Origin of the sequence: Burkholderia metallica, assembly GCF_902832845.1 — a bacterium.
In the GTDB taxonomy this organism is placed as follows: domain Bacteria; phylum Pseudomonadota; class Gammaproteobacteria; order Burkholderiales; family Burkholderiaceae; genus Burkholderia; species Burkholderia metallica.
On record NZ_CADFDB010000008.1, the window covers coordinates 298724 to 321247 of the forward strand.

The 22524-nt window shown below is 67.7% G+C and carries 23 protein-coding genes; 14 read left to right on the top strand and 9 right to left on the bottom strand.

Features of this window, described 5'->3' with window-relative positions; all coding sequences use genetic code 11:
* The first annotated feature begins 75 nt into the window (after window positions 1-75).
* From HWX08_RS22965 to HWX08_RS22975, 3 genes are read left to right on the top strand one after another with little or no spacing between them, the layout of a single operon-like run.
* The gene (locus tag HWX08_RS22965) at window positions 76-3300 is read left to right on the top strand and encodes an efflux RND transporter permease subunit (RefSeq protein ID WP_174921289.1); all 3225 of its coding nucleotides are present in this window, start codon (window positions 76-78) and stop codon (window positions 3298-3300) included.
* The gene (gene irlR, locus HWX08_RS22970) at window positions 3300-3983 is read left to right on the top strand and encodes a heavy metal response regulator transcription factor IrlR (protein WP_021157388.1); all 684 of its coding nucleotides are present in this window, start codon (window positions 3300-3302) and stop codon (window positions 3981-3983) included. The genes HWX08_RS22965 and irlR overlap by 1 nt, the downstream gene beginning before the upstream one ends.
* Window positions 3980-5404 (top strand): heavy metal sensor histidine kinase, encoded by a 1425-nt coding sequence (locus tag HWX08_RS22975; protein WP_174921288.1) that lies wholly within the window; start codon window positions 3980-3982, stop codon window positions 5402-5404. Before irlR ends, HWX08_RS22975 begins: the two co-directional genes overlap by 4 nt.
* A 79-nt stretch (window positions 5405-5483) precedes the next feature.
* Here HWX08_RS22975 and HWX08_RS22980 read toward each other — a convergent pair whose 3' ends face one another.
* Window positions 5484-5777 carry a DUF4148 domain-containing protein gene (locus HWX08_RS22980; protein ID WP_174921287.1) on the bottom strand — a complete coding sequence of 98 codons (294 nt, stop codon included), beginning with the start codon at window positions 5775-5777 and terminating at the stop codon, window positions 5484-5486.
* A 206-nt stretch (window positions 5778-5983) separates the two neighbouring features.
* Here HWX08_RS22980 and HWX08_RS22985 point away from each other — a divergent pair, with 206 nt between their 5' ends.
* A complete protein-coding gene (locus tag HWX08_RS22985; protein ID WP_174921286.1) occupies window positions 5984-6313 on the top strand; it encodes a hypothetical protein in 330 nt (109 codons plus the stop codon).
* Between the two features lie 285 nt (window positions 6314-6598).
* Here the strand turns inward: HWX08_RS22985 and HWX08_RS22990 are convergent, their stop codons facing one another.
* On the bottom strand, window positions 6599-7759 hold the full coding sequence (locus HWX08_RS22990) for a porin (RefSeq protein WP_174921285.1): 1161 nt from the start codon (window positions 7757-7759) through the stop codon (window positions 6599-6601).
* A 326-nt stretch (window positions 7760-8085) separates the two neighbouring features.
* Between HWX08_RS22990 and HWX08_RS22995 the strand changes: the two genes are divergently transcribed.
* Together HWX08_RS22995 and HWX08_RS23000 are read left to right on the top strand one after the other, a co-directional pair.
* Entirely contained in the window at window positions 8086-8361 is a 276-nt protein-coding gene (locus HWX08_RS22995) for a DUF4148 domain-containing protein (RefSeq protein WP_174921284.1), read from the top strand.
* A 106-nt stretch (window positions 8362-8467) separates the two neighbouring features.
* The gene (locus HWX08_RS23000; RefSeq protein ID WP_244122755.1) at window positions 8468-8929 is read left to right on the top strand and encodes a hypothetical protein; all 462 of its coding nucleotides are present in this window, start codon (window positions 8468-8470) and stop codon (window positions 8927-8929) included.
* Window positions 8930-8951: 22 nt separating this feature from the next.
* Here the strand turns inward: HWX08_RS23000 and HWX08_RS23005 are convergent, their stop codons facing one another.
* The gene (locus tag HWX08_RS23005) at window positions 8952-9677 is read right to left on the bottom strand and encodes a ZIP family metal transporter (protein ID WP_174921282.1); all 726 of its coding nucleotides are present in this window, start codon (window positions 9675-9677) and stop codon (window positions 8952-8954) included.
* 182 nt (window positions 9678-9859) lie between these two features.
* Complete coding sequence (locus HWX08_RS23010; protein ID WP_174921281.1) at window positions 9860-11155, bottom strand: O-acetylhomoserine aminocarboxypropyltransferase/cysteine synthase family protein; 1296 nt, start codon at window positions 11153-11155, stop codon at window positions 9860-9862.
* A 133-nt stretch (window positions 11156-11288) separates the two neighbouring features.
* Between HWX08_RS23010 and HWX08_RS23015 the strand changes: the two genes are divergently transcribed.
* Complete coding sequence (locus HWX08_RS23015) at window positions 11289-11957, top strand: O-methyltransferase (protein ID WP_174921280.1); 669 nt, start codon at window positions 11289-11291, stop codon at window positions 11955-11957.
* A gap of 9 nt (window positions 11958-11966) precedes the next feature.
* On the opposite strand, the gene HWX08_RS23020 is transcribed toward HWX08_RS23015, so the two are convergent.
* On the bottom strand, window positions 11967-13118 hold the full coding sequence (locus HWX08_RS23020) for a DUF1176 domain-containing protein (protein WP_174921279.1): 1152 nt from the start codon (window positions 13116-13118) through the stop codon (window positions 11967-11969).
* A 404-nt stretch (window positions 13119-13522) separates the two neighbouring features.
* Window positions 13523-14107: a nuclear transport factor 2 family protein gene (locus HWX08_RS23025; RefSeq protein WP_174921278.1), complete on the bottom strand. Its 585-nt coding sequence runs from the start codon at window positions 14105-14107 to the stop codon at window positions 13523-13525.
* 128 nt (window positions 14108-14235) lie between these two features.
* Between HWX08_RS23025 and HWX08_RS23030 the strand changes: the two genes are divergently transcribed.
* Window positions 14236-14778: a MarR family winged helix-turn-helix transcriptional regulator gene (locus tag HWX08_RS23030; RefSeq protein WP_069261088.1), complete on the top strand. Its 543-nt coding sequence runs from the start codon at window positions 14236-14238 to the stop codon at window positions 14776-14778.
* A 17-nt stretch (window positions 14779-14795) separates the two neighbouring features.
* Here HWX08_RS23030 and HWX08_RS23035 read toward each other — a convergent pair whose 3' ends face one another.
* The gene (locus tag HWX08_RS23035; protein ID WP_069259306.1) at window positions 14796-16007 is read right to left on the bottom strand and encodes an IscS subfamily cysteine desulfurase; all 1212 of its coding nucleotides are present in this window, start codon (window positions 16005-16007) and stop codon (window positions 14796-14798) included.
* A gap of 276 nt (window positions 16008-16283) precedes the next feature.
* Between HWX08_RS23035 and HWX08_RS23040 the strand changes: the two genes are divergently transcribed.
* From HWX08_RS23040 to HWX08_RS23055, 4 genes are all read left to right on the top strand, one after another.
* On the top strand, window positions 16284-16820 hold the full coding sequence (locus HWX08_RS23040; protein ID WP_174921277.1) for a flavin reductase family protein: 537 nt from the start codon (window positions 16284-16286) through the stop codon (window positions 16818-16820).
* Between the two features lie 36 nt (window positions 16821-16856).
* The gene (locus HWX08_RS23045; protein ID WP_069259308.1) at window positions 16857-18335 is read left to right on the top strand and encodes a 4-hydroxyphenylacetate 3-hydroxylase family protein; all 1479 of its coding nucleotides are present in this window, start codon (window positions 16857-16859) and stop codon (window positions 18333-18335) included.
* Window positions 18336-18384: 49 nt separating this feature from the next.
* Window positions 18385-18771 (top strand): cupin, encoded by a 387-nt coding sequence (locus HWX08_RS23050; RefSeq protein ID WP_089453518.1) that lies wholly within the window; start codon window positions 18385-18387, stop codon window positions 18769-18771.
* 71 nt (window positions 18772-18842) lie between these two features.
* The gene (locus HWX08_RS23055; protein WP_174921276.1) at window positions 18843-19532 is read left to right on the top strand and encodes a DUF2848 domain-containing protein; all 690 of its coding nucleotides are present in this window, start codon (window positions 18843-18845) and stop codon (window positions 19530-19532) included.
* A gap of 20 nt (window positions 19533-19552) precedes the next feature.
* On the opposite strand, the gene HWX08_RS23060 is transcribed toward HWX08_RS23055, so the two are convergent.
* Window positions 19553-20302 carry a class I SAM-dependent methyltransferase gene (locus tag HWX08_RS23060; RefSeq protein ID WP_174921275.1) on the bottom strand — a complete coding sequence of 250 codons (750 nt, stop codon included), beginning with the start codon at window positions 20300-20302 and terminating at the stop codon, window positions 19553-19555.
* Between the two features lie 13 nt (window positions 20303-20315).
* Window positions 20316-20942 carry a LysE family translocator gene (locus HWX08_RS23065; protein WP_069259312.1) on the bottom strand — a complete coding sequence of 209 codons (627 nt, stop codon included), beginning with the start codon at window positions 20940-20942 and terminating at the stop codon, window positions 20316-20318.
* A 173-nt stretch (window positions 20943-21115) separates the two neighbouring features.
* Here HWX08_RS23065 and HWX08_RS23070 point away from each other — a divergent pair, with 173 nt between their 5' ends.
* A complete protein-coding gene (locus HWX08_RS23070) occupies window positions 21116-21916 on the top strand; it encodes an AraC family transcriptional regulator (RefSeq protein WP_174921274.1) in 801 nt (266 codons plus the stop codon).
* A gap of 122 nt (window positions 21917-22038) precedes the next feature.
* Window positions 22039-22458, top strand: coding sequence for an ATP--cob(I)alamin adenosyltransferase (locus HWX08_RS23075; RefSeq protein WP_107310289.1), 420 nt, complete (start codon window positions 22039-22041; stop codon window positions 22456-22458).
* Window positions 22459-22524: the final 66 nt, after the last annotated feature.

Below are 22524 nucleotides of genomic sequence, written 5' to 3' on the forward strand. Positions count from 1 at the left end.
TTCCGGCCCACCGGGTGACCGGCCGGGCGGCTCGTCCGGTGCGGGCGACCGTGCCCCGCTTCAAGGAATCCCGCCATGTTTGAACGCCTGATCCGCTTTGCGATTGCGCACCGCTGGCTCGTGATGCTGGCGATCGCGGCGGTGGCCGCGCTCGGCGTATTCAGCTACCAGAAGCTGCCGATCGACGCGGTGCCCGACATCACGAACGTGCAGGTCCAGATCAACACGGCCGCGCCCGGCTATTCGCCGCTGGAGGCCGAGCAGCGCATCACCTATCCGGTCGAAACGGTGATGGCGGGCCTGCCGGGCCTCGAACAGACGCGCTCGATTTCGCGCTACGGGCTGTCGCAGGTCACCGTGATCTTCAAGGACGGCACCGACATCTATTTCGCGCGGCAGCTCGTCAACGAGCGCATCCAGGAGGCGAAGGACAAGCTGCCGCCCGGCATCGCGCCCGCGATGGGGCCGACGTCGACGGGCCTCGGCGAGATCTACCTGTGGACCGTCGAGGCCGACGCGGCCGCGCGCAAGCCCGACGGCACGCGATATACCGCGGCCGACCTGCGCGAGCTGCAGGACTGGGTCGTCCGCCCGCAGTTGCGCAACGTGCGTGGCGTGACGGAGGTGAACTCGATCGGCGGCTACGTGAAGGAATACCGCGTCGCGCCGAACCCGGCGAAGCTGATGTCGTACGGGCTCACGCTCGCCGACGTCGTGCGCGCGCTGGAGCGCAACAACGACAACGTCGGCGCCGGCTACATCGAGAAGCGCGGCGAACAGTATCTGGTGCGCGTGCCGGGCCAGGCGCGCACCGTCGACGACATCGCGAACATCGTGCTGACCAACGTCGGCGGCGTACCGGTGCGAATGAAGGACGTCGGGCTCGTCGACATCGGTCGCGAGCTGCGCACGGGCGCCGCGACGTCGGACGGCGAGGAGGTCGTGCTCGGCACGGTCTTCATGCTGATGGGCGAGAACAGCCGCACGGTCGCGAAGGCCGTCGCCGCGAAGATGGAGGACGTGAACCGCACGCTGCCGTCGGGCGTGAAGGCGATTCCCGTGTACGACCGCACCGTGCTCGTCGAGAAGGCCGTCGCGACGGTGAAGAAGAACCTGCTCGAAGGCGCGATCCTCGTGATCGCGGTGCTGTTCCTGTTCCTCGGCAACCTGCGCGCGGCGCTGATCACCGCGCTCGTGATCCCGCTGTCGATGCTGATGACCTTCACCGGGATGGTCAACGCGAAGGTGAGCGCGAACCTGATGAGCCTCGGCGCGCTCGACTTCGGGATCATCGTCGACGGCGCGGTGGTGATCGTCGAGAACTGCGTGAGGCGGCTCGCGCATGCGCAGGCCGCCGCCGGCCGGCCGCTCACGCGCGACGAGCGCTTTGCCGAAGTGTTCGGCGCATCGCAGGAAGCGCGTCGCGCGCTGATCTTCGGGCAACTGATCATCATGGTCGTGTACCTGCCGATCTTTGCGCTGACGGGTGTCGAAGGCAAGATGTTCCATCCGATGGCGATCACCGTCGTGATGGCGCTCGCGGCCGCGATGGTGCTGACCGTCACGTTCATTCCGGCGGCCGTCGCGCTGTTCATCGGCGAACGCGTCGAGGAAAAGGAGAACCGGCTGATGGGCTGGGCGCGGCGCGCGTACGAGCCGGTCCTCGCCGCGTTCATGACGCGCCCGGCGCGCGTGATGCTCGGCGCGGGTGCGATCGTGCTCGTCACGCTCGGGCTGGCGACGCGGCTCGGCAGCGAGTTCATTCCGAGCCTGAACGAAGGCGACCTGGCCGTTTCCGCGCTGCGGATTCCCGGCACGAGCCTGTCGCAGTCGGTGGAGATGCAGAAGTCGATCGAAAAGACGCTGAAGGCGCGTTTCCCCGAGATCGAGCGCGTGTTCGCGCGCACCGGCACCGCCGAGATCGCGGCCGACCCGATGCCGCCGAACCTGTCGGACGGCTACATCATGCTGAAGCCGGCCGACACGTGGCCCGACCCGAAGAAGCCGCGCGACCGGCTCGTGCGCGAGATCGAGGACGCGCTCGCCGAACTGCCGGGCAACGCGTACGAGTTCTCGCAGCCGATCCAGCTGCGCTTCAACGAGCTGATCTCGGGCGTGCGCAGCGACGTCGCGGTGAAGGTCTTCGGCGACGACATGGCCGTGCTGAACCAGACGGGCGAGCAGATCGCGGCCGCGCTGCAGAAGGTGGCGGGCGCGTCCGAAGTGAAGGTCGAGCAGACCACCGGCCTGCCGGTGCTGACCGTCAACCTCGATCGCGACAAGCTCGCGCGCTACGGCGTGAGCGTGGCCGACCTGCAGGATTCGGTGGCCGCGGCCGTCGGCGGGCAGAAGGCCGGCACGCTGTTCCAGGGCGACCGCCGCTTCGACATCGTCGTGCGGCTGCCCGACGAGCTGCGCTCGGACATCGAGGCGATCAAGCGCTTGCCGATCGCATTGCCGGCGCCGGCCGCAGGCGCACGCGCACCGCTCGCGGCGGCGCCGTACGTGCCGCTCGCCGAGCTCGCGACGATCGACGTCGCGCCGGGCCCGAACCAGATCAGCCGCGAGGACGGCAAGCGGCGGGTGGTCGTCAGCGCGAACGTGCGCGGCCGCGACGTCGGCTCTTTCGTCGCCGATGCGCGCGAGCGGCTGCAGCAGGACGTGCGCGTGCCGGCCGGCTACTGGCTGTCGTGGGGCGGGCAGTTCGAACAGTTGCAGAGCGCGAGCGAGCGCCTGAAGCTCGTCGTGCCGCTCGCGCTGTTCATGGTGTTCGTGCTGCTGTTCGTGATGTTCAACAACGTGAAGGACGGGCTGCTCGTGTTCACCGGCATTCCGTTCGCGCTGAGCGGCGGTGTGGTTTCGCTGTGGCTGCGCGGGATTCCGCTGTCGATCACCGCGGCGGTCGGCTTCATCGCGCTGTCCGGCGTGGCGGTGCTCAACGGGCTCGTGATGATCTCGTTCATCCGCAACCTGCGCGACGAAGGGACGCCGCTCGACGCGGCGGTGCGCGAAGGCGCGCTCACGCGATTGCGGCCGGTGCTGATGACGGCGCTCGTCGCGTCGCTCGGCTTCCTGCCGATGGCGTTCGCGACCGGCACCGGCGCCGAGGTCCAGCGCCCGCTCGCGACGGTCGTGATCGGCGGTATCCTGTCGTCCACGGCGCTGACGCTGCTGGTGCTGCCCGTGCTGTATCGCGTCAGCCATGCGGTGTCGTGGCGCGCGGCGCTGCGGGGCAGCGTCGGCGGCGGCTTCGGCTCGGGCGTGCTGCGCCGGCTGGGTTTCTTCAAGGGTGATGCGTGATGCGAATTCTGATTGTCGAGGATGAACCGAAGACGGGCGCGTATCTGCGCAAGGGGCTGACCGAAGCCGGCTACGTCGTCGACTGGGTCGAGGACGGCATCACGGGCCAGCATCAGGCCGAGACCGAAGAGTACGACCTGCTCGTGCTCGACGTGATGCTGCCCGGGCAGGACGGCTGGACGCTGCTGCAGAACCTGCGGCGCAGCAAGTCGACGCCGGTGCTGTTCCTCACCGCGCGCGACGACGTCGGCGATCGCGTGAAGGGCCTCGAACTCGGCGCCGACGATTATCTGGCGAAGCCGTTCGACTTCGTCGAGCTCACGGCGCGCATCAAGTCGATCCTGCGGCGCGGCCAGCCGCGCGATTCGAACACGCTGCGCGTGGCCGACCTCGAACTCGACCTGACGCGCCGCAAAGCCACGCGGCAGGGCGACACGATCCTGCTGACCGCGAAGGAATTCGCGCTGCTGTGGCTGCTGATGCGCCGCGAGGGCGAGATCCTGCCGCGCGCGACGATCGCGTCGCAGGTCTGGGACATGAACTTCAACAGCGACACGAACGTCGTCGATTCGGCGATCCGCCGGCTGCGCTCGAAGATCGACGACGCGTACGACCCGAAGCTGATCCACACCGTGCGCGGGATGGGCTACGTGCTCGAAGCGCGCGGCGGCGCGGCCGCATGATCGCGCGCCTGCTGCCGCGCACGCTGCGCGGACGCCTGACCGCGCTGATCATCCTGTCGACGTCGGTGATCCTCGCGTCGAGCGGGGTCGCGCTGTACGAAGCGCTCAGCAATCGCGTCGAAACGACGGCGGCCGAGCAGATGGCCGGCATTTCCGCCGCGCTGGGCGCGCACCTGGGCGAAGCGCGCTCGACGGCGGACGTCGCGCGCAACACCGATATCTGGATCGACCAGTTGCACGGCCATCCGAACATGGATCTCGCGATCTACGACGCGACGGGCACGCGCCTCGTCGGCACGCCCGGCTTCCGGCCGGTGGCGCCGCTGCTGTCGCTCGACGCGGGGCGCGTGCCCGTCGGCGTCGCGCCGCCCGGTGCGCGGCAGCGGTATCTCGTGACGGTCGTGCCGCTCGCCGGCGCCGATGCGCCGACGGTGCGCGTCGCAGTGCAGTACGACCGCAGCGCCGACATGCTGCTACTGCGCACGCATGCCTATACGATCGTCGTGATCGAGGTGTTCGGCGTGGTGCTCGCGGCGGCGGTCGCGTACGGCATCGCGGCGCTCGGGCTGAGCCCGCTGCGGCGGTTCGCGGCGCGCGCCGAGCAGATGTCGACGAGCCGGCTCGCGCATCCGCTGCCGGCGCTCGATACGGCCGGCGAGCTGAAGGAGCTCGAGCATGCGTTCAACGGCATGCTCGAACGGCTGAACGAATCGTTCACGAGGTTGAGCCAGTTCTCGTCGAATCTCGCGCACGACATGCGCACGCCGCTCACGAACCTGCAGGCGGCCGCGCAGGTCGCACTGTCGCAGCCGCGCGGCGCGGATGACTATCGGAGCGTGATCGAGTCGAGCATCGACGAATATCAGCGGCTGTCGCGGATGATCGAGGACATGCTGTTTCTCGCGCGTTCGGAGCAGGCCGGCACGTCGATCGACGTGCGGCGGTTGAATGCGGCGGAGGAGGCGGAGCGGGTGGCCGGCTACTACGAGCCGCTCGCGGAGGATGCGGGCGTGCAGGTGAAGGTCGACGGCCACGCGTGGGTCGATGCGGATCTGACGCTGTACCAGCGCGCGCTGAGCAACCTGCTGTCCAATGCGCTGAGGTACGCGCCGCGCGGCAGCGTCGTGACGATCGACTGCGTCGAGCAGGGCGGCGCGACGACGATCGCCGTGTCGGATACGGGGCCCGGCATCGACGCGCAGCATGTCGGGCGGATCTTCGAGCGCTTCTATCGCGTCGATCCGTCGCGACACAATTCGGCGTCCGGAACGGGGCTCGGCCTCGCGATCGTCCGGTCGATCATGGACAATCACGGCGGCGAATGCGGCGTCGACAGCGACCCGGGCCGCCGCACGACGTTCTGGCTGCGCTTTCCGCGACGGCCGGCCGAGCCGAACCGGCCGGCCACCATCCGCACCTGACATCGCGGGCGGGGCCGCCCGCGCGTTCGCCCTGAGGCGGCCGCGCGCGGCGTGCTGCCCGTGGTGGCGTGGCCGAGCGTCACTGCTGCGCGGTCAGCTTGTCGTGGTTGTCGGTCTGCGGCTTCTTCTCGCCGCCATGCACGGAGATCCCGTGCAGCTCCTTGTTGCGCGCGACCAGCTCGCCGCTCGGCGGGTACTGCGTCTTGCTCATCGGCACGACGCCGTCGTGCTGCGCCTGCTTCAGTTCGTTGGCGACCTGCGCGCGGGTCTTGCCCTGCGTTTGCGTCTGTGTCTGCGCGAAGGCGGCTTGTGTGGCCGCGCCGAACGACAGCGTGGCGGTGACGATCAGTGCTGCGAATTTTGCGGTTTTCATCGAGTGCTCTCCGTGATCGGGGCCGCCGGGTGGCGAACCGTGGACCCAGTATGCGAAAGCAGCCCTGCGTGATCGTGATCGCGAGATGAAAAATGCGTCAGATTGCTTGACGCGGCGATGCGCCGTTCGGACGCGACCGATCTGACGCGATCGTCATGTTCGCGTCACGGGGGCGATGTGCGCGAAGCGGAACATGAAGTCTGCCGATGGCTACGTGGCCCGCGGCGTTCGCGCCGTTCGCTGCAGCAGTCTCGCAAGCGGGCGGCCCTGTTCAGACTTTCACTCCGGACCGAAAAGTGCATCGTCCCGTCCTTCGTTTAACCTTGATCGCAGTCCTGATCGTCCCGTTGCTGGCTGGCTGCGCGTCGACACGCTCCGGCACCGCTTCGACCGCGCCCGCCGCCGCGCGCAAGCCGGCGCCGGCCGACCTCATGCCTGGCGAGCAGATCGACTATGCAGGGCATCGCTGCGGCAATCCGAACCTGTATGTAAAAACGCATACGTGCCTGTTTCCGCAGCGCAACGGTACGCGTTGAGCGCGATCGTCCGGTCTTCGGTGACTGCGCTTGCATCGACAGATCTCGCGGTTCAAGGGAGCGTTCCCGCCCGGACCATCATCCGGTCCGTCGCGATGGCAAAAAAAGAGGCCCGGCACTCGACGTGTCCGGGCCTAACGCGTGACGTGCCGTGCGGCAGCGACCCGCTTGCGTGGTCTGGAACGGGCGCTGCCCGTCACGTATCCGATCGTAGCGATGCGAAGCTTCGCGAACCTGACCGCAACATGAAAACTTCGTCATGCGGCGCGTATCTTCCCGCCGCGCTCAGAACCGGTGGCGCAGCCCGAGATTGACGATGCCCTGCGTGCGCGTTCCGCCGTAGCCGTAGGAGCCGATCGACGCCTGCGCCGTCTGCGTGCCGCCGTCGAACGTGCGCTGTTCGCCGTTCGCCCGTTGCCACGCACCGACCGCATAGAGATCGGTGCGCTTGGACAGCACATAGTCGGCGCCGGCCGATACCTGATGATAGGTCGCGCCCGTGTCGCCGCGGGCGCGGGTGTAGCTGTAGCCGACGCCGACGAGCAGCGCGGGCGTCGCCTGATAGTTGAAGAAGCCGCGTGCGGTGTCGTACTTCTGCGTGCTGCGAAACGCGGACATCGCATCGGCCTTGTACAGCGCGTTGCTGTAGTCGATGCCGACCGCGAACGGCGCGAAGCTGTAGCGCAGCGCGCCGCGCGCGATGCCGATCGATTTCGCGGAGACATAGCCGCCATTGACGAGCGACCCGTCGAACGTGCCGTCGGAGGTGCCGTTCCAGCCGGTCCGGATGCCGTCGGCGAGCGATGCGCGATTGGCCGCGTAGTAGTAGCCGCCCGCCGCGTCGACCGGGCCGTTGCTGTACGACAGGCCGGCCGACCAGGTCTGCCCGGCGCCACGCTTGCCGGCCACGCCGCCGAGCGCATACATGCCGACGAACTGGAATCCGCTCATCACGGGCGATGTGTATTTGACCGCGTTGTCGGTGCGCGACGACGTGTCGTAGTTGTCGACGTCGCCGGGTGTCGCGTAGACGCTGCCGAAGTAGAAGTCGCCGGTGACCGGCCACGCGACATCCGCGAGCGCGTCGTACTGGCGGCCGAGCGTCAGCGTGCCCCAGCGCGCGCTCTCGAGGCCGACGAATGCCTGCCGGCCGAACATCCGGTTGCCTTGCCCGAGCGCGCCGGTGTTCGGATTGAAGCCGTTTTCCAGCGTGAAGATCGCCTTCAGGCCGCCGCCGAGGTCTTCCGAGCCCTTCACGCCGAAGCGGTTGCCGAGCAGATTGCCGTTGCCGAGGCCGACGAGGTGCTTGCCGTCCGCGTTGGCGTTCCATACGTAGGTCAGCGACGTATCGAACAGGCCGTATAACGTGACTTCCGACGCTTGCGCCGCATTTGCGGTCGCGAGCAGCGCGCCCGACATCATGGCGAGCCGAATTGGCGTTTTCATGGAGTGCCCCCTGGTATTCAAGATGATCGTTGCGAGCTTGGGTCGATTCCACGCGACGCTGTGCGTCGTGCCGCCGAATGCGGAATATCCCCATCGCGTTGCCGATTCTGGGAAGCGTTCGGATCGTGACGGTGACGGACAAATGAGAAAAATGTCATCGCGGCGTCATGCGCGTCGAAGCATGCGACGCATTTGATTCGCACTGCGATGCAGAAGATGCCGGATCGGTGACGAAACCGTCATGTGGCGATCACGATTGCGCACCGCTACCGGATCAAAGTGAAGGCTCCCCTCCCGTCAGGGCTTTTCAGCAAGGAGTGAACAACATGAACCTTCAGCGACCGATGATCGTCATTGCCGCTGCCGCACTGTCGATGGCGGCCTTTTCGCAGGCGGTAGCCGCGCAGCAGAAGACCCGTCAGGAAGTCCGGCAGGAGCTGGTACGGGCGCGCCACGACGGCGTGATCCCGAGCCCGAATCACGACTATCCGGCGAGCCCGGCCACGGTCGCGCGCAACCAGGAAATCCATCGCGCGACGGTGCATCGCGGCGAGGCGGCGCCGTGGCTCGACGCGCACGACAAGCGCTTCGCGGCGCGTTGATCGTTCATTTGCGGCTGGCGACACAGTGCCCGTCGGCCGCCTCCCATTCGAACAGGAGCATGACATGCGCAATTGCGCGAAAGGAATCGTACTGGCGGCGTGCCTGATGTCGACGGCCGCCATGGCGGCCGGCTGGCCGGAACGGGCGTTGTCGCACGCGTCGGCGCACGACGTCGGCCGGCGCGCGAACGAGCGGATGCGTTGCGAGTATGCAGCCGTCCCGGCAGGCGAGTGGAGCGCGACGTTCGCGCAAGGGCAATGCGAGGTCGACAACGGCCGGCTGACGTTCGTGCCGGCCGACGCGGGCGGCGAATCGACCGTTGCGGCAACGCAGGTCCTGCTCGGCGACGTCCGCACCGCATCGCATCAGTCGCGCAAGCTGAAGGAGCAGGTGCAACTGACGACGCGTGACGAAGTGATCGCGCTGAACGTGCTGACCGACGACTGCAGCCGCAAGTCGCGCGAACATGCGATCGACCTGTGGGCCGCGCTGCGCAACGCAGGCGTGACGCCCGTCAACGGCACCCGCATCGTCGATACGTATCCGGCGGGCGCGACCACGTGGTAGCCGGTGCGCGGCCGCGTCGCGCTTATCCGGCCTTCACCGATCCTTCGATCAGGAAGAACACGATGAAGCCGATGAAGAACGCGGCCGTCGCGAACGGCGTCTCCGGCACTTCGTGCGCTTCGACCAGCAGCTCCTCGGTGACGAGGTACAACAGCGCGACGGTGCCCAACCCGAGCAGGGCCGCGTAGATAGGGGCCGGAAGCCCGGCGAACGCCGCGTTGCCGGCGACGGCCGCGAGGCTCAGCAGCGCCGCGAGCCCGACCGGCACGGCGACCGACGGCAGACGGCCGATGCCGGCGGCCGCGAGCGCCGCACTGACCGACAGCGCGAGAAACAGCACTTCGAGCGTCAGTGCGACGGTCAGGATGATGCCGCTTTCGTCGCTCGCGGAGAACGCGATGCCGAGCACGAGGCCGTCGATGACGAGATCGATCGCGGTGACGATGACGAGGCTCACGGGCAGCCGCGCTGCCTCGAAGCGCGTCTCGATCGCGCCGGACAGCGCACGGATCGCGAGCATCAGCGCGAGGCCAAGCACGAAACCGACGACGACCGGAAACAGCGCGTGCGCGCGGTCCTGCGGCAGCAGTTCGAGCGCCGCGGCCGCGAACACGATGCCGCCGGTGAAATGCTGGATGACGCTGGACGTTTTCGGGCCGGGCGCGCGCCAGGCGGCGGCGACGGCGCCGAAACAGGCGGCCAGCAACGGCGGTAACGTGAGCAGCGCAAGCTTCGCGGTCGGTGTCATGGGGCCTCTCGAACGGTTGGCGTACCGCGGCGGGCTCGGCATCGTGCTGCCCGGTTGCGTGGTACGGATCGTACGCGCCGGGCATCGCCCCGGCATCGACCGCAGATTGAACACCTTGAAGCCGCTTCAAGGTCAACCCGTTCGATGCAGGCCGCACCGGCAAGCCGGCGCGGCCGGGCCGGTCAAAGCTGCGCGAGCGCCTGGTCGAGATCGGCGAGCAGGTCGTCGACATGCTCGATGCCGATCGACAGCCGCACCGTTTCTTCCTTCACGCCGGCCTTCGCGAGTTCGACCGGCGACAGTTGCCGGTGCGTGGTCGATGCCGGATGGGTCGCGAGCGACTTCGTGTCGCCGATGTTGACGAGCCGCGTGAATAGCTTCAGCGCGTCCTGGAACTTCGCACCGCCGTCGCGGCCGCCTTTCACGCCGAACGTCAGGATGCCCGGCGCGCGGCCCGACAGGTAGCGTGCGACGAGCGGATGGTCGGGATGATCGGGCAGGCCCGCATAGTTCACCCATTCGACGTGCTCGTGGCGCGCGAGATGCTGCGCGATCTTCAGCGCGTTGTCGCTGATTCGCTCGACACGCAGCGCCAGCGTTTCGATACCCTGAAGAATCTGGAACGCATTGAACGGCGAGATGGCCGCGCCCATGTTGCGCAGCGGCACCACGCGCGCGCGGCCGATATAGGCGGCCGGCCCGAGCGCTTGCGTATAGACGACGCCGTGATAGCTGACGTCCGGCTCGTTCAGCCGCTTGAAGCGGTCCGCATGCTCGGCCCACGGGAACTTGCCGGAATCGACGATCGCGCCGCCCAGGCTCGTGCCGTGGCCGCCGAGATACTTCGTCAGCGAGTGCACGACGATGTCCGCGCCATGCTCGAACGGACGCAGCAGGTACGGCGACGGCACCGTGTTGTCGACGATCAGCGGAATCCCGTGCCGATGCGCGACTTCCGCGAGCGCGGCGATGTCGGTGACGTTGCCGAGCGGGTTGCCGACCGATTCCGCGAAGATCGCCTTCGTGCGCGCGTCGATCAGCGGTGCGAACGACGCGGGATCGCGCGGATCGGCGAAGCGCGTGGTGATCCCGTATTGCGGCAGCGTATGCGCGAACAGGTTGTAGGTGCCGCCGTACAGCGAACTCGCGGACACGATGTTGTCGCCGGCTTCCGCGATCGTCTGGATCGCGTACGTGACGGCCGATTGCCCCGATGCAAGCGCGAGCGCGCCGATGCCGCCCTCGAGCGCGGCGATCCGCTGCTCGAGCACGTCCGTCGTCGGGTTCATGATCCGCGTGTAGATGTTGCCCTGGACCTTCAGGTCGAACAGGTCGGCGCCGTGCTGCGTGTCGTCGAATGCGTACGCAACGGTCTGGTAGATCGGCACGGCGACCGCGCGCGTGGTCGGGTCGGGACGATATCCGCCGTGCACGGCGATGGTTTCGAGGCGCCAGTTCGATGCGGCCTGATCGGTCATGGGTGCTCCATCTGTAGTTGTGGTGGTCGGGCGATTATAGGAGCACGTCCGCGGCTGCCCTTAGAACGAATGGTGGGTTGCTTATGGCGGCGCGACGCATAAAATGCCTGTTCCACAAACGAGGGGGCGCGCGATGAATCAGGATCGATGGAACCAGGTGGATGCGTATTTGTCGGCGACGCTCGTGCCGTCCGACGATGCGCTCGACGCCGCGCTGGCGGCGAGCGACGCGGCCGGGCTGCCCGCGATCAACGTCGCGCCGAACCAGGGCAAGCTGCTGCAACTGCTCGCGACGATTCGCGGCGCGCGGCGCATCCTCGAAGTCGGCACACTCGGCGGCTACAGCACGATCTGGCTCGCGCGCGCGTTGCCGCCGGGCGGCACGCTCGTGACGCTCGAACTGAACCCCGAGCATGCGAAGGTCGCGACGCGGAACATCGCGCGTGCCGGATTCGAGCAGGCCGTGACGGTAATGGTCGGCCGCGCGAAGGACAGCCTCGCACGGCTCATCGACGCAGGCGAGGCGCCGTTCGATTTCATCTTCATCGATGCGGACAAGGACAACAACCCGGCCTATCTCGACGCGGCGCTGAAGCTGTCGCGGCCCGGCACGGTGATCGTCGTCGACAACGTGGTGCGCGGCGGGCGCGTGGCCGATCCGGACAATCGCGAGCCCGACGTGGTCGGCGTGCGCGACGGGTTCGCGCGTCTCGCGGCCGCCCCGAATCTCACGACGACCGCCGTGCAGACGGTAGGCCAGAAGGGCTGGGACGGGTTCTCGATCTCGATCGTCGGCGCGTAACGTGACGCGTCAGCGCGCGGTGCCTGCCGCGTCGGCCCGTCGATACAGGCGTGGCCACTGATCGTCGAAGAGGCCGTTGCAGGTGCCGTGCGTGGCGATGTCGTCGAGCATGAAGCGCCGGCCGTCGAAGATCCACGACGCGCTCGAGCCGCAGTCGCCGGCACTGCGCAGCCGGACCTTGCTCGACAGCGTCGCGCGGGTGCGGTCGTAGCCGGCGTCGGTCAGTTCGTTCGCGAACGACGCCGAATCGAGCCCCGCGTTCGCGTTTTCGCCGAAGTTCATCGCCGTCGGCGCATAGGGCGCGGTTCGCCGCACGCGGTACCACAGGTCGGTGTGGTTATACATGCTGCTGGTCTGGCACGGTATCGCGACGAGCGCTTCGTCGGCGGAGATCGCCACCGCGCGCGACGCCTTCCTGCGATCGCTTGCCGGCATTTCATCTTCGACATCGGCCGCGCATTGCTTCACGTCGTCGCCGAATTTCGCGAGCACCGCGTCGACGAGCGGGCGCTGCTCGGCGGCCGCGAGGGTCGCGGTGGTCGGTGCCGGGGTGACGGCGGGCGGCAATGCGGGCGCGGCCGGCACCGACGACGCGGGCCGGCTGCCGGGGCGCAGCAGCGCCGTGACGGTGCCGACCCGGCCCTGCGTGTCGTCGATCAGCAGCAGCGCCGCATTCAATCCCGTCAACGGCGTGCGGGCCGTTTGTGCCGACGCCGGATCGCCGAAGCTCAGCAGTTGCGCATCGCGCGCTGCCGCGAGCCATGCGGCAACCGTCGCCGGATCGTGGGTCCTGATCCGGAACGGGTGCGCTTCGTCATCGTCCGGTTTGCCGCCGAACGCATGCCATTGGGGCGCCATTGCGTCGAACGGGCGGCCATCCACGCGAGCGGTGCGCAAGTCCAGCGGCGCCGACGCGTAGATGTCGAGCGATGCCGGTGCGTCCGGGCCGGCGTCGCGCGTCACGCGCAGGATGACGCGGGTGCCTGCGTCGTCGATGTCGTCGGCGTGGCTTTCGGCGATGCAGCGGTTGCCGTTGTCGCAGACGACCGACCAGTTCTTGAAATCGCGCTCGACCGGCGGCCGCGCGAGCGGACGGGCCTGGGCAATGATCGGGGACACGGCGAGGAGGGCGACGACGGCGAGCGTAAGGCGGTGCGACATGACGGTTCGTATCGACTATGGATGGGCGGGCGGAAGCGGTCCGATTGCAGGCGCATCGTCAGCCGGCGGCGCAGGTCGAAGGCTGCGGCGCATGCGGCGGCGCGCGTTGCCGAACCGCATCGAGTATACCGCCGCAACGCGTCGCGATCGCGGCGGCGACGCGTCAAGTGCGGGCACGATCATTGCTGGCACGCATGAAACGGAGCAGGTCGGGCGCACGCTGTCCGCTATATTGCGGCAGAGCAAGAAGCGCCGAGCGGTGCGGACCGAGTGCGCAGGTTTCGCGCGCGATTCGGGCTGGATTGGGAGGGGGGGCGGCAGGCGCTTGACCGCGCATGACGCGTACGTCGTCGCGAGCGCCGCGTGGAGCGACAGGATCCGTAGAGCCAGGCCGAAGAAATCGGCTACGCCCCCACCACTGCGTTCCGGAACGGCGCCAGGAATGCCCACTCCGGCTGCGCGGCGGCGACATCCGCGAACCCGCGCGCGAGCGCGTGCGCCGGCAGCCACGGATAGCCGAACGCCGCGTGCAGCGCATCGAGCTTCGCCGCCTTCGGATCGTCGACCGTATCCATCCGCGCGATGTGAATATGCAGCGCGGCAATCCGTGCGACGTCGTCGCCGTCAACGTCGAACTGCCAGCGGTACGTGCCATGCCCGATTCGCAACGCGCCGTTGTCCTTCTGCCGCATCACGACGAGCCACGACATCCCGCTGACGCCGTGCGGGTCGACTTCGGGTTCCGTGCAAACGTAATAGGTCCGGCACCGCTCGAACCGCTCGCCGAATTCCTCGACCAGCGTGCGCGCAATCGCGGCCGCGCCCGTCACGCGCGGCGGAAAATCGATATCGTCGTTCGCGAGCGAAAAGCTCAGTTCGGCGTCGGCCGCGAAGCACTCGGCGATCAGCGCGGGCCGGTTCAGGTCCTTCGCGCGCAGATAGCATTCGAGCGGCGCGCGAACCGTCGCGGGATGAAGCGGAAAGGGCATCGACGTACCTCCTGTATCGTGAAACCGGGCCGCAGGCGCCGGCCGGGCCGGGCCAAAGGCGTATGTGCCTTTGCCGTATAATTTCGTTTCAAAGCTAAATCCGCATGACCGTACGGAGCGTCGAAGTCATGGCCAAGCAGCAAGAGGAGTCCGTTCTGACCATTACCAACCCGGCCTGCCTGACCGACGGCACGGACACGCAATTCCGCCACCTGATCAACGGGCTGCTGCCGTTCGCGGCCCGCCTGCTGTCGGTGCGCGACGGCTTCGGCTCGCTGATCGGCCTCACCGGCATCCAGTATTCGCTGCTCGTGTCGGTCTCCCACCTCTCGCACGACGACGTCGTGACCGTCAACCGTCTCGCCGATCACCTGCACCTGAGCGGCGCCTTCGTCACGATCGAGACGGGCAAGCTGAAGAAGCTCGGCCTGATCGACAAACGCTCGGACCCCGACGACAAGCGCAAGATGCGGCTCACGGTCACGCCGGCCGGCACGAAGCTGCTGAAGGCGCTCGCCGACACGCAGCAGCGTATCAACAACGTACTGTTCGAAGGCGTGACGAAGACCGAATTCAAGGCGCTCTGCTCGGTGATCGACCGCCTCGTCACCAACGGCGATCGCGCGACGCTCGATCTCGCGCACCTGATCGCGCGGCAGGAAAAAGGCTGACGCGCGGGCGGCCGCACTCAGTGCGCGGCCCACTCGATCGTATTCAGGTCGACCCCGTCGAGATGCATGTCCCACAGCGGGCTCAACGCGCGCAGCCTGCCGACCGTGTCGCGCACCTGCGCGATCACGCTGTCGACTTCGGCCTCGGTCGTGAAGCGGCCGAGCGTGAAGCGGATCGAGCTGTGCGCGAGCTCGTCGCTGCGGCCCAGCGCGCGCAGCACGTACGACGGCTCCAGCGATGCCGACGTGCACGCGGAGCCTGACGACACCGCGACACCCTTGATTCCCATGATCAGCGATTCGCCTTCGACGAAATTGAAGCTGACGTTCAGGTTGTGCGGAATCCGGTGGGTCAAATCGCCATTCACGTAAACCTCGTCGAGCGTCGACAGGCCGGCCAGCAGCCGGTCGCGCAACGCGCCGACACGGCGGCTTTCTTCCGCCATCTCTTCCTTCGCAAGCCGAAACGCTTCGCCCATCCCGACGATCTGGTGTGTCGGCAGTGTGCCCGAACGCATCCCGCGCTCGTGGCCGCCGCCGTGCATCTGCGCTTCGATGCGCACGCGCGGCTTGCGGCGCACGTACAGCGCACCGATCCCCTTCGGGCCGTAGACCTTGTGTGCAGTCACCGTCAGCAGGTCGACGTTCAGCGCATTCACGTCGACCGGAATCTTGCCGGCCGCCTGCACGGCGTCGCAGTGGAACACGATGCCGCGCGCGCGGCACAGCGCGCCGATGTCGGCCACCGGCTGGATCACGCCCGTTTCATTGTTCGCGAGCATCACCGACACCAGGATCGTGTCGGCGCGCAGCGCCTGCCGCACGGTGTCGAGATCGAGCAGGCCGTCTTCGCGCACGTCGAGATACGTGACGTCGAAGCCCTGGCGTTCGAGTTCGCGACACGTATCGAGCACGGCCTTGTGCTCGGTCTTCACCGTGACGAGATGCCTGCCCTTGCCCTGGTAGAAGTGGGCGGCTCCCTTGATTGCGAGGTTGTTGCCCTCGGTCGCGCCGGAGGTCCACACGATTTCGCGCGGATCGGCGCCGAGCAGCGCGGCGACGTGCGCGCGCGCTTCCTCGACGGCCTGCTCGGCATCCCAGCCGTAGCTGTGGCTGCGTGAAGCCGGATTGCCGAACTGCTCGTGCAGGAACGGCACCATTTTGTCGACCACGCGCGGATCGACGGGCGTCGTCGCGCTGTAGTCCATGTAGATCGGGCGGGATTGCATCGAAGCGGCTCCGGAAAGCGGTATCTCCCGCGGGGCACGCACGCCCCGGGGCATCGGGTAGGCGCAGTGTACGTGGACATTCGCGGGCGCCGCGCAACATCCATCCCGGCAGTAGGGTTGTCTTTCAAACAAAGCTTTCAAGGTCAGGGTTTACGACAGCTTGAACCCGCCTTTGTGTTTGCATTTAATAAAAGCTAAATAACAAAGCTAAATCACGGTGCTTTGTTGGGCCGGATTCCACTGCGGAATCCGGCGTTGCAACCCAAGGAGGACGAGATGAGCGAGAACCATGCCGGAACCGGAAACGGCGCATGCGCCGACGAGCAGCGGCGCTTTCGCGCCGCGCTGTCGATGTTCGCGACGGGCGTCGCGGTGATTACCGCCCCGCGCAAAGCGGGGATGCCGATCGGCATCACGGTCGCGTCGTTCAATGCGGTGTCGCTGGACCCGCCTCTGATCCTGTTCTCGGTCGACCGTCGCAGCCTGAGCCTCGACGATCTGGCCGGCGCGGGCCGCTATGCGGTGAACGTGCTCGACGAGACGCAGCAGCACCTGTCGAACTGCTTCGCGAAAGCGAACGGCGACAAATGGGGCTGGCGCGCCGACGCGGCCGCCGATGACGACGGCACGGTGCTGCTGCCCGACGCGCTCGCGACGTTCGAATGCGAACCCTATGCGCAATACGACGGCGGCGACCACGTGATCTTCGTCGGCCGCGTGACGCGGCACCACGCGCGCTCGGAAGGGCGCCCGCTGATCTTCTTCGGCGGCCGCTATCGCACGCTCGACGGCATGCATGCGCCGTCTGCCTGAATGCCATCCACGCTTCATTCCACCCAGGAGCACATCATGATCAAGAACGGGACTCAGCACATCGCGTCGCTGCGCGACGGGCGGCAGGTCTACCTGAACGGCCAGCCGGTCGGCGACGTGACCGCGCACGCGGCATTCCGCAATTCGATCCGCAGCTACGCGAGCCTGTACGACTACCAGGCGCGCGGCGAGAACGTCGAGAAGATGACGTTCGTCTCGCCCGATTCGGGCCGCCGCGTCAGCCGGATCTGGCAACTGCCGACGTCCTACGACGAGCTCGTCGAACGCCGCGCCGCGCTGGAAGCGTGGTCGGAGCTGCACTACGGCTTCATGGGCCGCTCGCCCGATCACGTTGCGTCGTGCCTGTCGGGCATGTACATGGGCGCCGACGTGTTCGAGCAATACGATCCGGCGCGCGCGGGCGCGCTGCGCGACTACTACCGCTATGCCCGCGACAACGACCTGTTCCTGACCTACGTGATCGTGAATCCGCAGGCGAACCAGTCGAAGTCGGCACACGAGCAGGAGGACAAGTACCTCGCGGTCGGCATCGTCGATCAGGATGCCGAAGGCATCACGGTGCGCGGCGCGAAGATGCTCGCGACGAGCGGGATCATGGCGAACGAGGTGTTCTGCAGCTGCATCCAGCCGCTGCGCGAAGGCGACGAGATGTACGCACTGTCGTTCGCGGTGCCGATGAACGCGAAGGGCATGAAGATCCTGTCGCGCAAGTCGTACGAGGAGCACGCGACGTCGGTGTTCGACAACCCGCTGTCGAGCCGCTTCGACGAGAACGACGCGGTGCTGTACTTCGACGACGTCAAGGTGCCGTGGGAGCGGATCTTCGTCGCCGGCAACACCGCGATGTGCGCGAAGCAGTTCCACGCGACGCCTGCGCACGTGTTCCAGAACTATCAATGCCAGGTGCGCCTGATGACGAAGCTGCGTTTCCTCGTCGGGCTCGGCCTGAAGATCTCCGAGGTCAACGGCACGAACGCCTTCCCGCAGGTGCGCGAGACGCTGGGCCAGCTCGCGGCCGAAGCGTCGATGGTCGAGGCGTGGGTCTACGCAATGGAAGCGAAGGGCACCGTCGTCAACGGCTTCTACGTGCCCGACCGCAACATGCTGTACGGCTCGCAGGTCGTCACGCAGCAGCTCTATTCGAAGGTGCTCAACACGCTGCGCGAACTCGCCGGCGGCGGAATGATCATGCTGCCGTCGAGCGCGCGCGATTTCGAGAACCCCGACCTGCTGCGCATCATCGAGAAGACGCAGAAGTCGCCCGTATGTTCGTCCGAGGAGCGCGTGAAGTTCTTCAAGCTCGCATGGGACGCGGTCGGCTCCGAATTCGCATCGCGCCATAACCAGTACGAGCTGTTCTATGCCGGCGCGTCGTTCGTCACGAAGGGGCACGCGTACCGCACGTACGACTGGCAGCGCGCGTCGCATCTCGTCGATTCGATGCTCGGCAGCTATTCGCTGAACCAGTCGTTGTCGACGCCGCGCGCGGCCTGACCGGCCGCACCGAACCGGCTTTACCCGCTATCGCATTCAGGAGAGACAGATGGCCATCAACAAGCTTCACGACGAATTCCACACGCTGGACATGCAGCGCGACTGGCGGCTGCCGGAAGGCTACGACCCGGCGTCCGGCGCGCAGGAACTGATCCTGTCCGGCGCGCTCGACACCGAGCGCAAGCGCGGCAGCCGCACGCGCCTGCTGCGCCTGCCGGCCGGCCTGCACACGAAGAAGCCGTTCGTGCACGACTACTGGGAGGAAGTGTTTCTGGTCGAAGGCGACCTGACCGTCGGCAACGACGAGCACGGCAACGGCGGCACGCCGTTCAACGGCTACACGTACGCGGTGCGTCCGCCCGGCGCATGGCACGGCCCGTTCAAGTCGAACGGCGGCTGCGTGCTGCTGGAGATCCACTACTACGACCCGGCGTAAGCACGGCCTACTACCGACAGAGGCGGGCGGCCGCGCATCCTGCGTGTGCGGCCCGCAACGAGGAGCATTCGATGAAAACCATCACGTTCGCGATCGACGGTCGCGACGGCCGCACCGAGCGCGCGATCACGATCGATACGCTCGTGATCGCGGGCTGGACTGGCCGCGACACGGTCGCCATGGAAAAGCACATTCGCGAGCTGGAGGCGCTCGGCGTCAAGCGTCCGGCGACGACCCCGGTGTTCTACCGCGTCGCGGCCGATCGTCTCGATCCGTCACCCGCGATCCAGGTATCGGGCGGCCAGAGCAGCGGCGAAGCGGAATTCGTGCTGGTGCGCGACGGCGGCGAGACGTTCGTCGGTGTCGCGTCCGACCATACCGACCGCGAGGTCGAGACCTACGGGATCACCGTGTCGAAGCAGATGTGCGGCAAGCCGTGCGCGAACACGCTGTGGAAGTTCGACGACGTGGCCGCGCACTGGGATCGGCTCGTGCTGCGCGCGTACGCGACGATCGACGACGAGCGCGTGCTGTACCAGGAAGGCAGCGTGACCGCGATGCGCGCACCGGACGACCTGCTCGCGCAGTTCGCCCGCCACGACGGCCGCTTCGTCGACGGCACCGCGATGCTGTGCGGCACGCTGGCGGCGATCGGCGGCATCCGGCCGGCCGAGCGGTTCGAGGTCGAGCTGGAAGATCCGGTGCTGGGGCGCACGCTGCGGCATGCGTACGCGGTGGACACGCTGCCCGTGGCGGGCTGACGCGGTCGACGCATGCGCGGTTACGCGCGGCAGATCGCGATGATCTCCGCGCTGGTCGCGTCGTCGAACGGTGCGTGCTGCCAGTCGCCGTACCAGTCGGCCGACGAGAATCCGGCTGCGCTCACGCGCGCCCGCAGTTCGGGTTGCGCGATGAAGCGCAGCCGGCTCGTGTTCGTCAGCACCGTATCGTCGCGGCGGAAACGGTAGTGCGTATCGAACGTCACGATCGCGTCGGCGACGGACCGCACCGCATGATGAAGATCGATGATGCCCGTTTCGCGCGACGCGACGCTGCGTGCCGAATGTTCGGGCGTCCACGCGCGCCACGGCGCGACGCGCGGGTTGCGGGTGTCGAACAGGAAGCGGCCGCCGTCGGCGAGCACGCGGCGCACGTCGCGCAGCGTCGTGTCGATCGCGTTGTCGGTCAGCAGGCACTGGAACGCATGCCCGGTCATCGCCACTGCATCGAACGGCGCGCCGGGCGGCAGGCCGTCGAGCCCGCAGGCGAGCCAGTGCACGGTGTCGGCGCCTGGCTGGCGACGCGCGTATTCGATCATCGCCGGTGCGGGATCGATCGCGACGACCTCGTGCCCGGCCGCCGCGAGCCGGCGCGCGAACGTGCCGGTGCCGCAGCCGAGATCGAGAACGCGTTGCCGCGCGGCGCCGATCGCGGACGCGTAGAACCTGAAATCCTGATCGCCCGCGTTGAACAGGTCGTACACCGCGACGAGGCGCGGGTCGGTATAGAGGGTTTCGCCGGCGGACGTCATGCGGCCGCGCGCGTCAGCGCTGCTGCACGGCCACGCGCAGCCCGAGCGCGATGAAGATCGAGCCGATGATCTTCCCCTGCCAGCGCGTGAGCCACGTGAGCCGCTTCACGATGCGGCCGAGCGGGCGGATCGAGCACGCGATCAGCGTGGTGTAGAGCGAGCTGAGCACGACGAAGATCAGCCCGAGCACCGCGAACTGCACGAACGTCGAGCCGCGTTCCGGATGCACGAATTGCGGCATGAACGCGAGGAAGAACAGCGCGGTCTTCGGATTCAGCACTTCGGCGGGAATCGCCTGCAGGTACGCGTTGAGCGGCGTGACGGCGGATACCTGCGGCAGCGACGGATCGGACGCCTTCTCCAGCAGCGCGCGCACGCCGAGATAGATCAGGTATGCGGCGCCGACCAGCTTGACGACGTTGAACGCGAGCGCCGACGTCATCAGCAGCGCGGACAGCCCGACGGCCGCGAACAGCGTATGCACGAAGTCGCCGCTGGCGACGCCGAGGCCGGTCAGGATGCCGGTCTTGCGGCCGCCCTGCACGGTGCGGCTCAGCACGAGCAGCACGGCGGGGCCGGGAATCAGGAACAGGCCCAGGACGACGGCCGTGAAGGTGGTCAGGGTGGTCAGGTCGAACATGGCGGCTCCGGCAGGTGGGCGCAGCGGCGGGGGATCGGGGCATTGTATTCGCTTCGGCGCGCGCCCGCAGACGCGGCTTCGGCAGCCGCCCGGCCGCGCCGGCGCCTTTCTGGTATAAGCACGAAAGGACGCGCGGGCCCGGCGTCCGGTTTTTCTCCATCGTTCACCGTTTCATGCGCACGCTTCCATCGATCACCGATCCCGCAGCGGACGACGAAGTCTTCCACGTGCCGCGTCCGCTCGTCGTGTTCGGCGGCTCGGTCGTCGAGCCCGAATGGAGGCTGGAGCGGCACAGCCATCCGCAGGCGCAGTTGCTCTACACGCTGAGCGGCGTCGTCTATTGCGAGATCGAAGGCGGCGTGTGGAGTGCGCCGCCGCAATGCACGGTATGGATTCCGGGCGGCGTCGCGCATGCGGCGCGCGGCTCGGCCGGCGCGACGTTCTATGCGGTGCTGGTCGAGCCGGCCGCCGCGCTCGACCTGCCCGCGCGCTGCTGCACGCTGTCGGTGTCGCCGCTGCTGCGCGAACTGCTGCTGAAGGCGGCGAGCTTTCCGAACCTGTACGACGTCGACGGGCCGCAGGGGCGGCTGATGGCGACGCTGCTCGACGAACTCGTCGCGGCGCCGGTCGAGGATCTGTACCTGCCGATGCCGGCCGACCGCCGGCTGCGCAAGCTGATCGATCATCTGCTCTACTGTCCGGCCGACAAGTCGTCGCTGCCCGAACTCGCGCGACGCGCGGGCGTCAGCGAGCGCAGCCTGACGCGGCTCGCGGCGAAGGAGCTCGGAATGAGCCTCGGCGACTGGCGTCGGCGGCTGCACGTCGCGCTGTCGCTGCGGATGCTGACCACCGGCCGCCGCGTGCACCAGATCGCGATCGACCTCGGCTACGAGAGCGCGAGCAGCTTCGTGACGATGTTCCGCAAGGCGACCGGCAAGTCGCCGACGCAATTCCTGACCGACCGGCAGCGCTGAACGGCGCGATCCGCGCCGCTCGCATGCAATTGGCCGGATCGAGCAAGCAGTTGGCCGGCACGATAAATGACGCGATCGACCTTGACCCATAAAATGAGAATCGTTCTCATCTGGAGGCCGACATGCAGATCATCACGACCGAATTCCCGTTTGTCTGGTTGCGTTACACCGGTTCGACGCACACCGAGCCCGCCCGCCTGATCGCCGAACTCGATGCGTTGCTCGCGCGTCGCGAACCGTTCGTTCTGCTGACGGACGATGCGCCGTCCGGCGACGATCGCGGCGGCGACGATCACGAGATGCGCAAGCAGCTCGCGAAATGGAGCAAGGCCAACCGTGCGCAGTCGCGCGAATGGATCCCCGCGATGATCGCGATCGAGCCCGATGCGTCGCGGCGCGTGGCGCTCGACGCTTTTTCGGGCGCGTTCGAGAAAGTGTGGGGCTATCCGCTGAATGCGGCGGCAACCCGCGACGACGCGCTTGCGCTCGCGCAGCGGCTGCTCGACGAACCGGCGCGCGGCGCCGCGGCGGCGAACGGCTGAACCGTCGGCCGCGCCGGCGGCGCGGCGTTTCTCGATACGCATGCACGGTGCGCGAGCGGGCGCCGC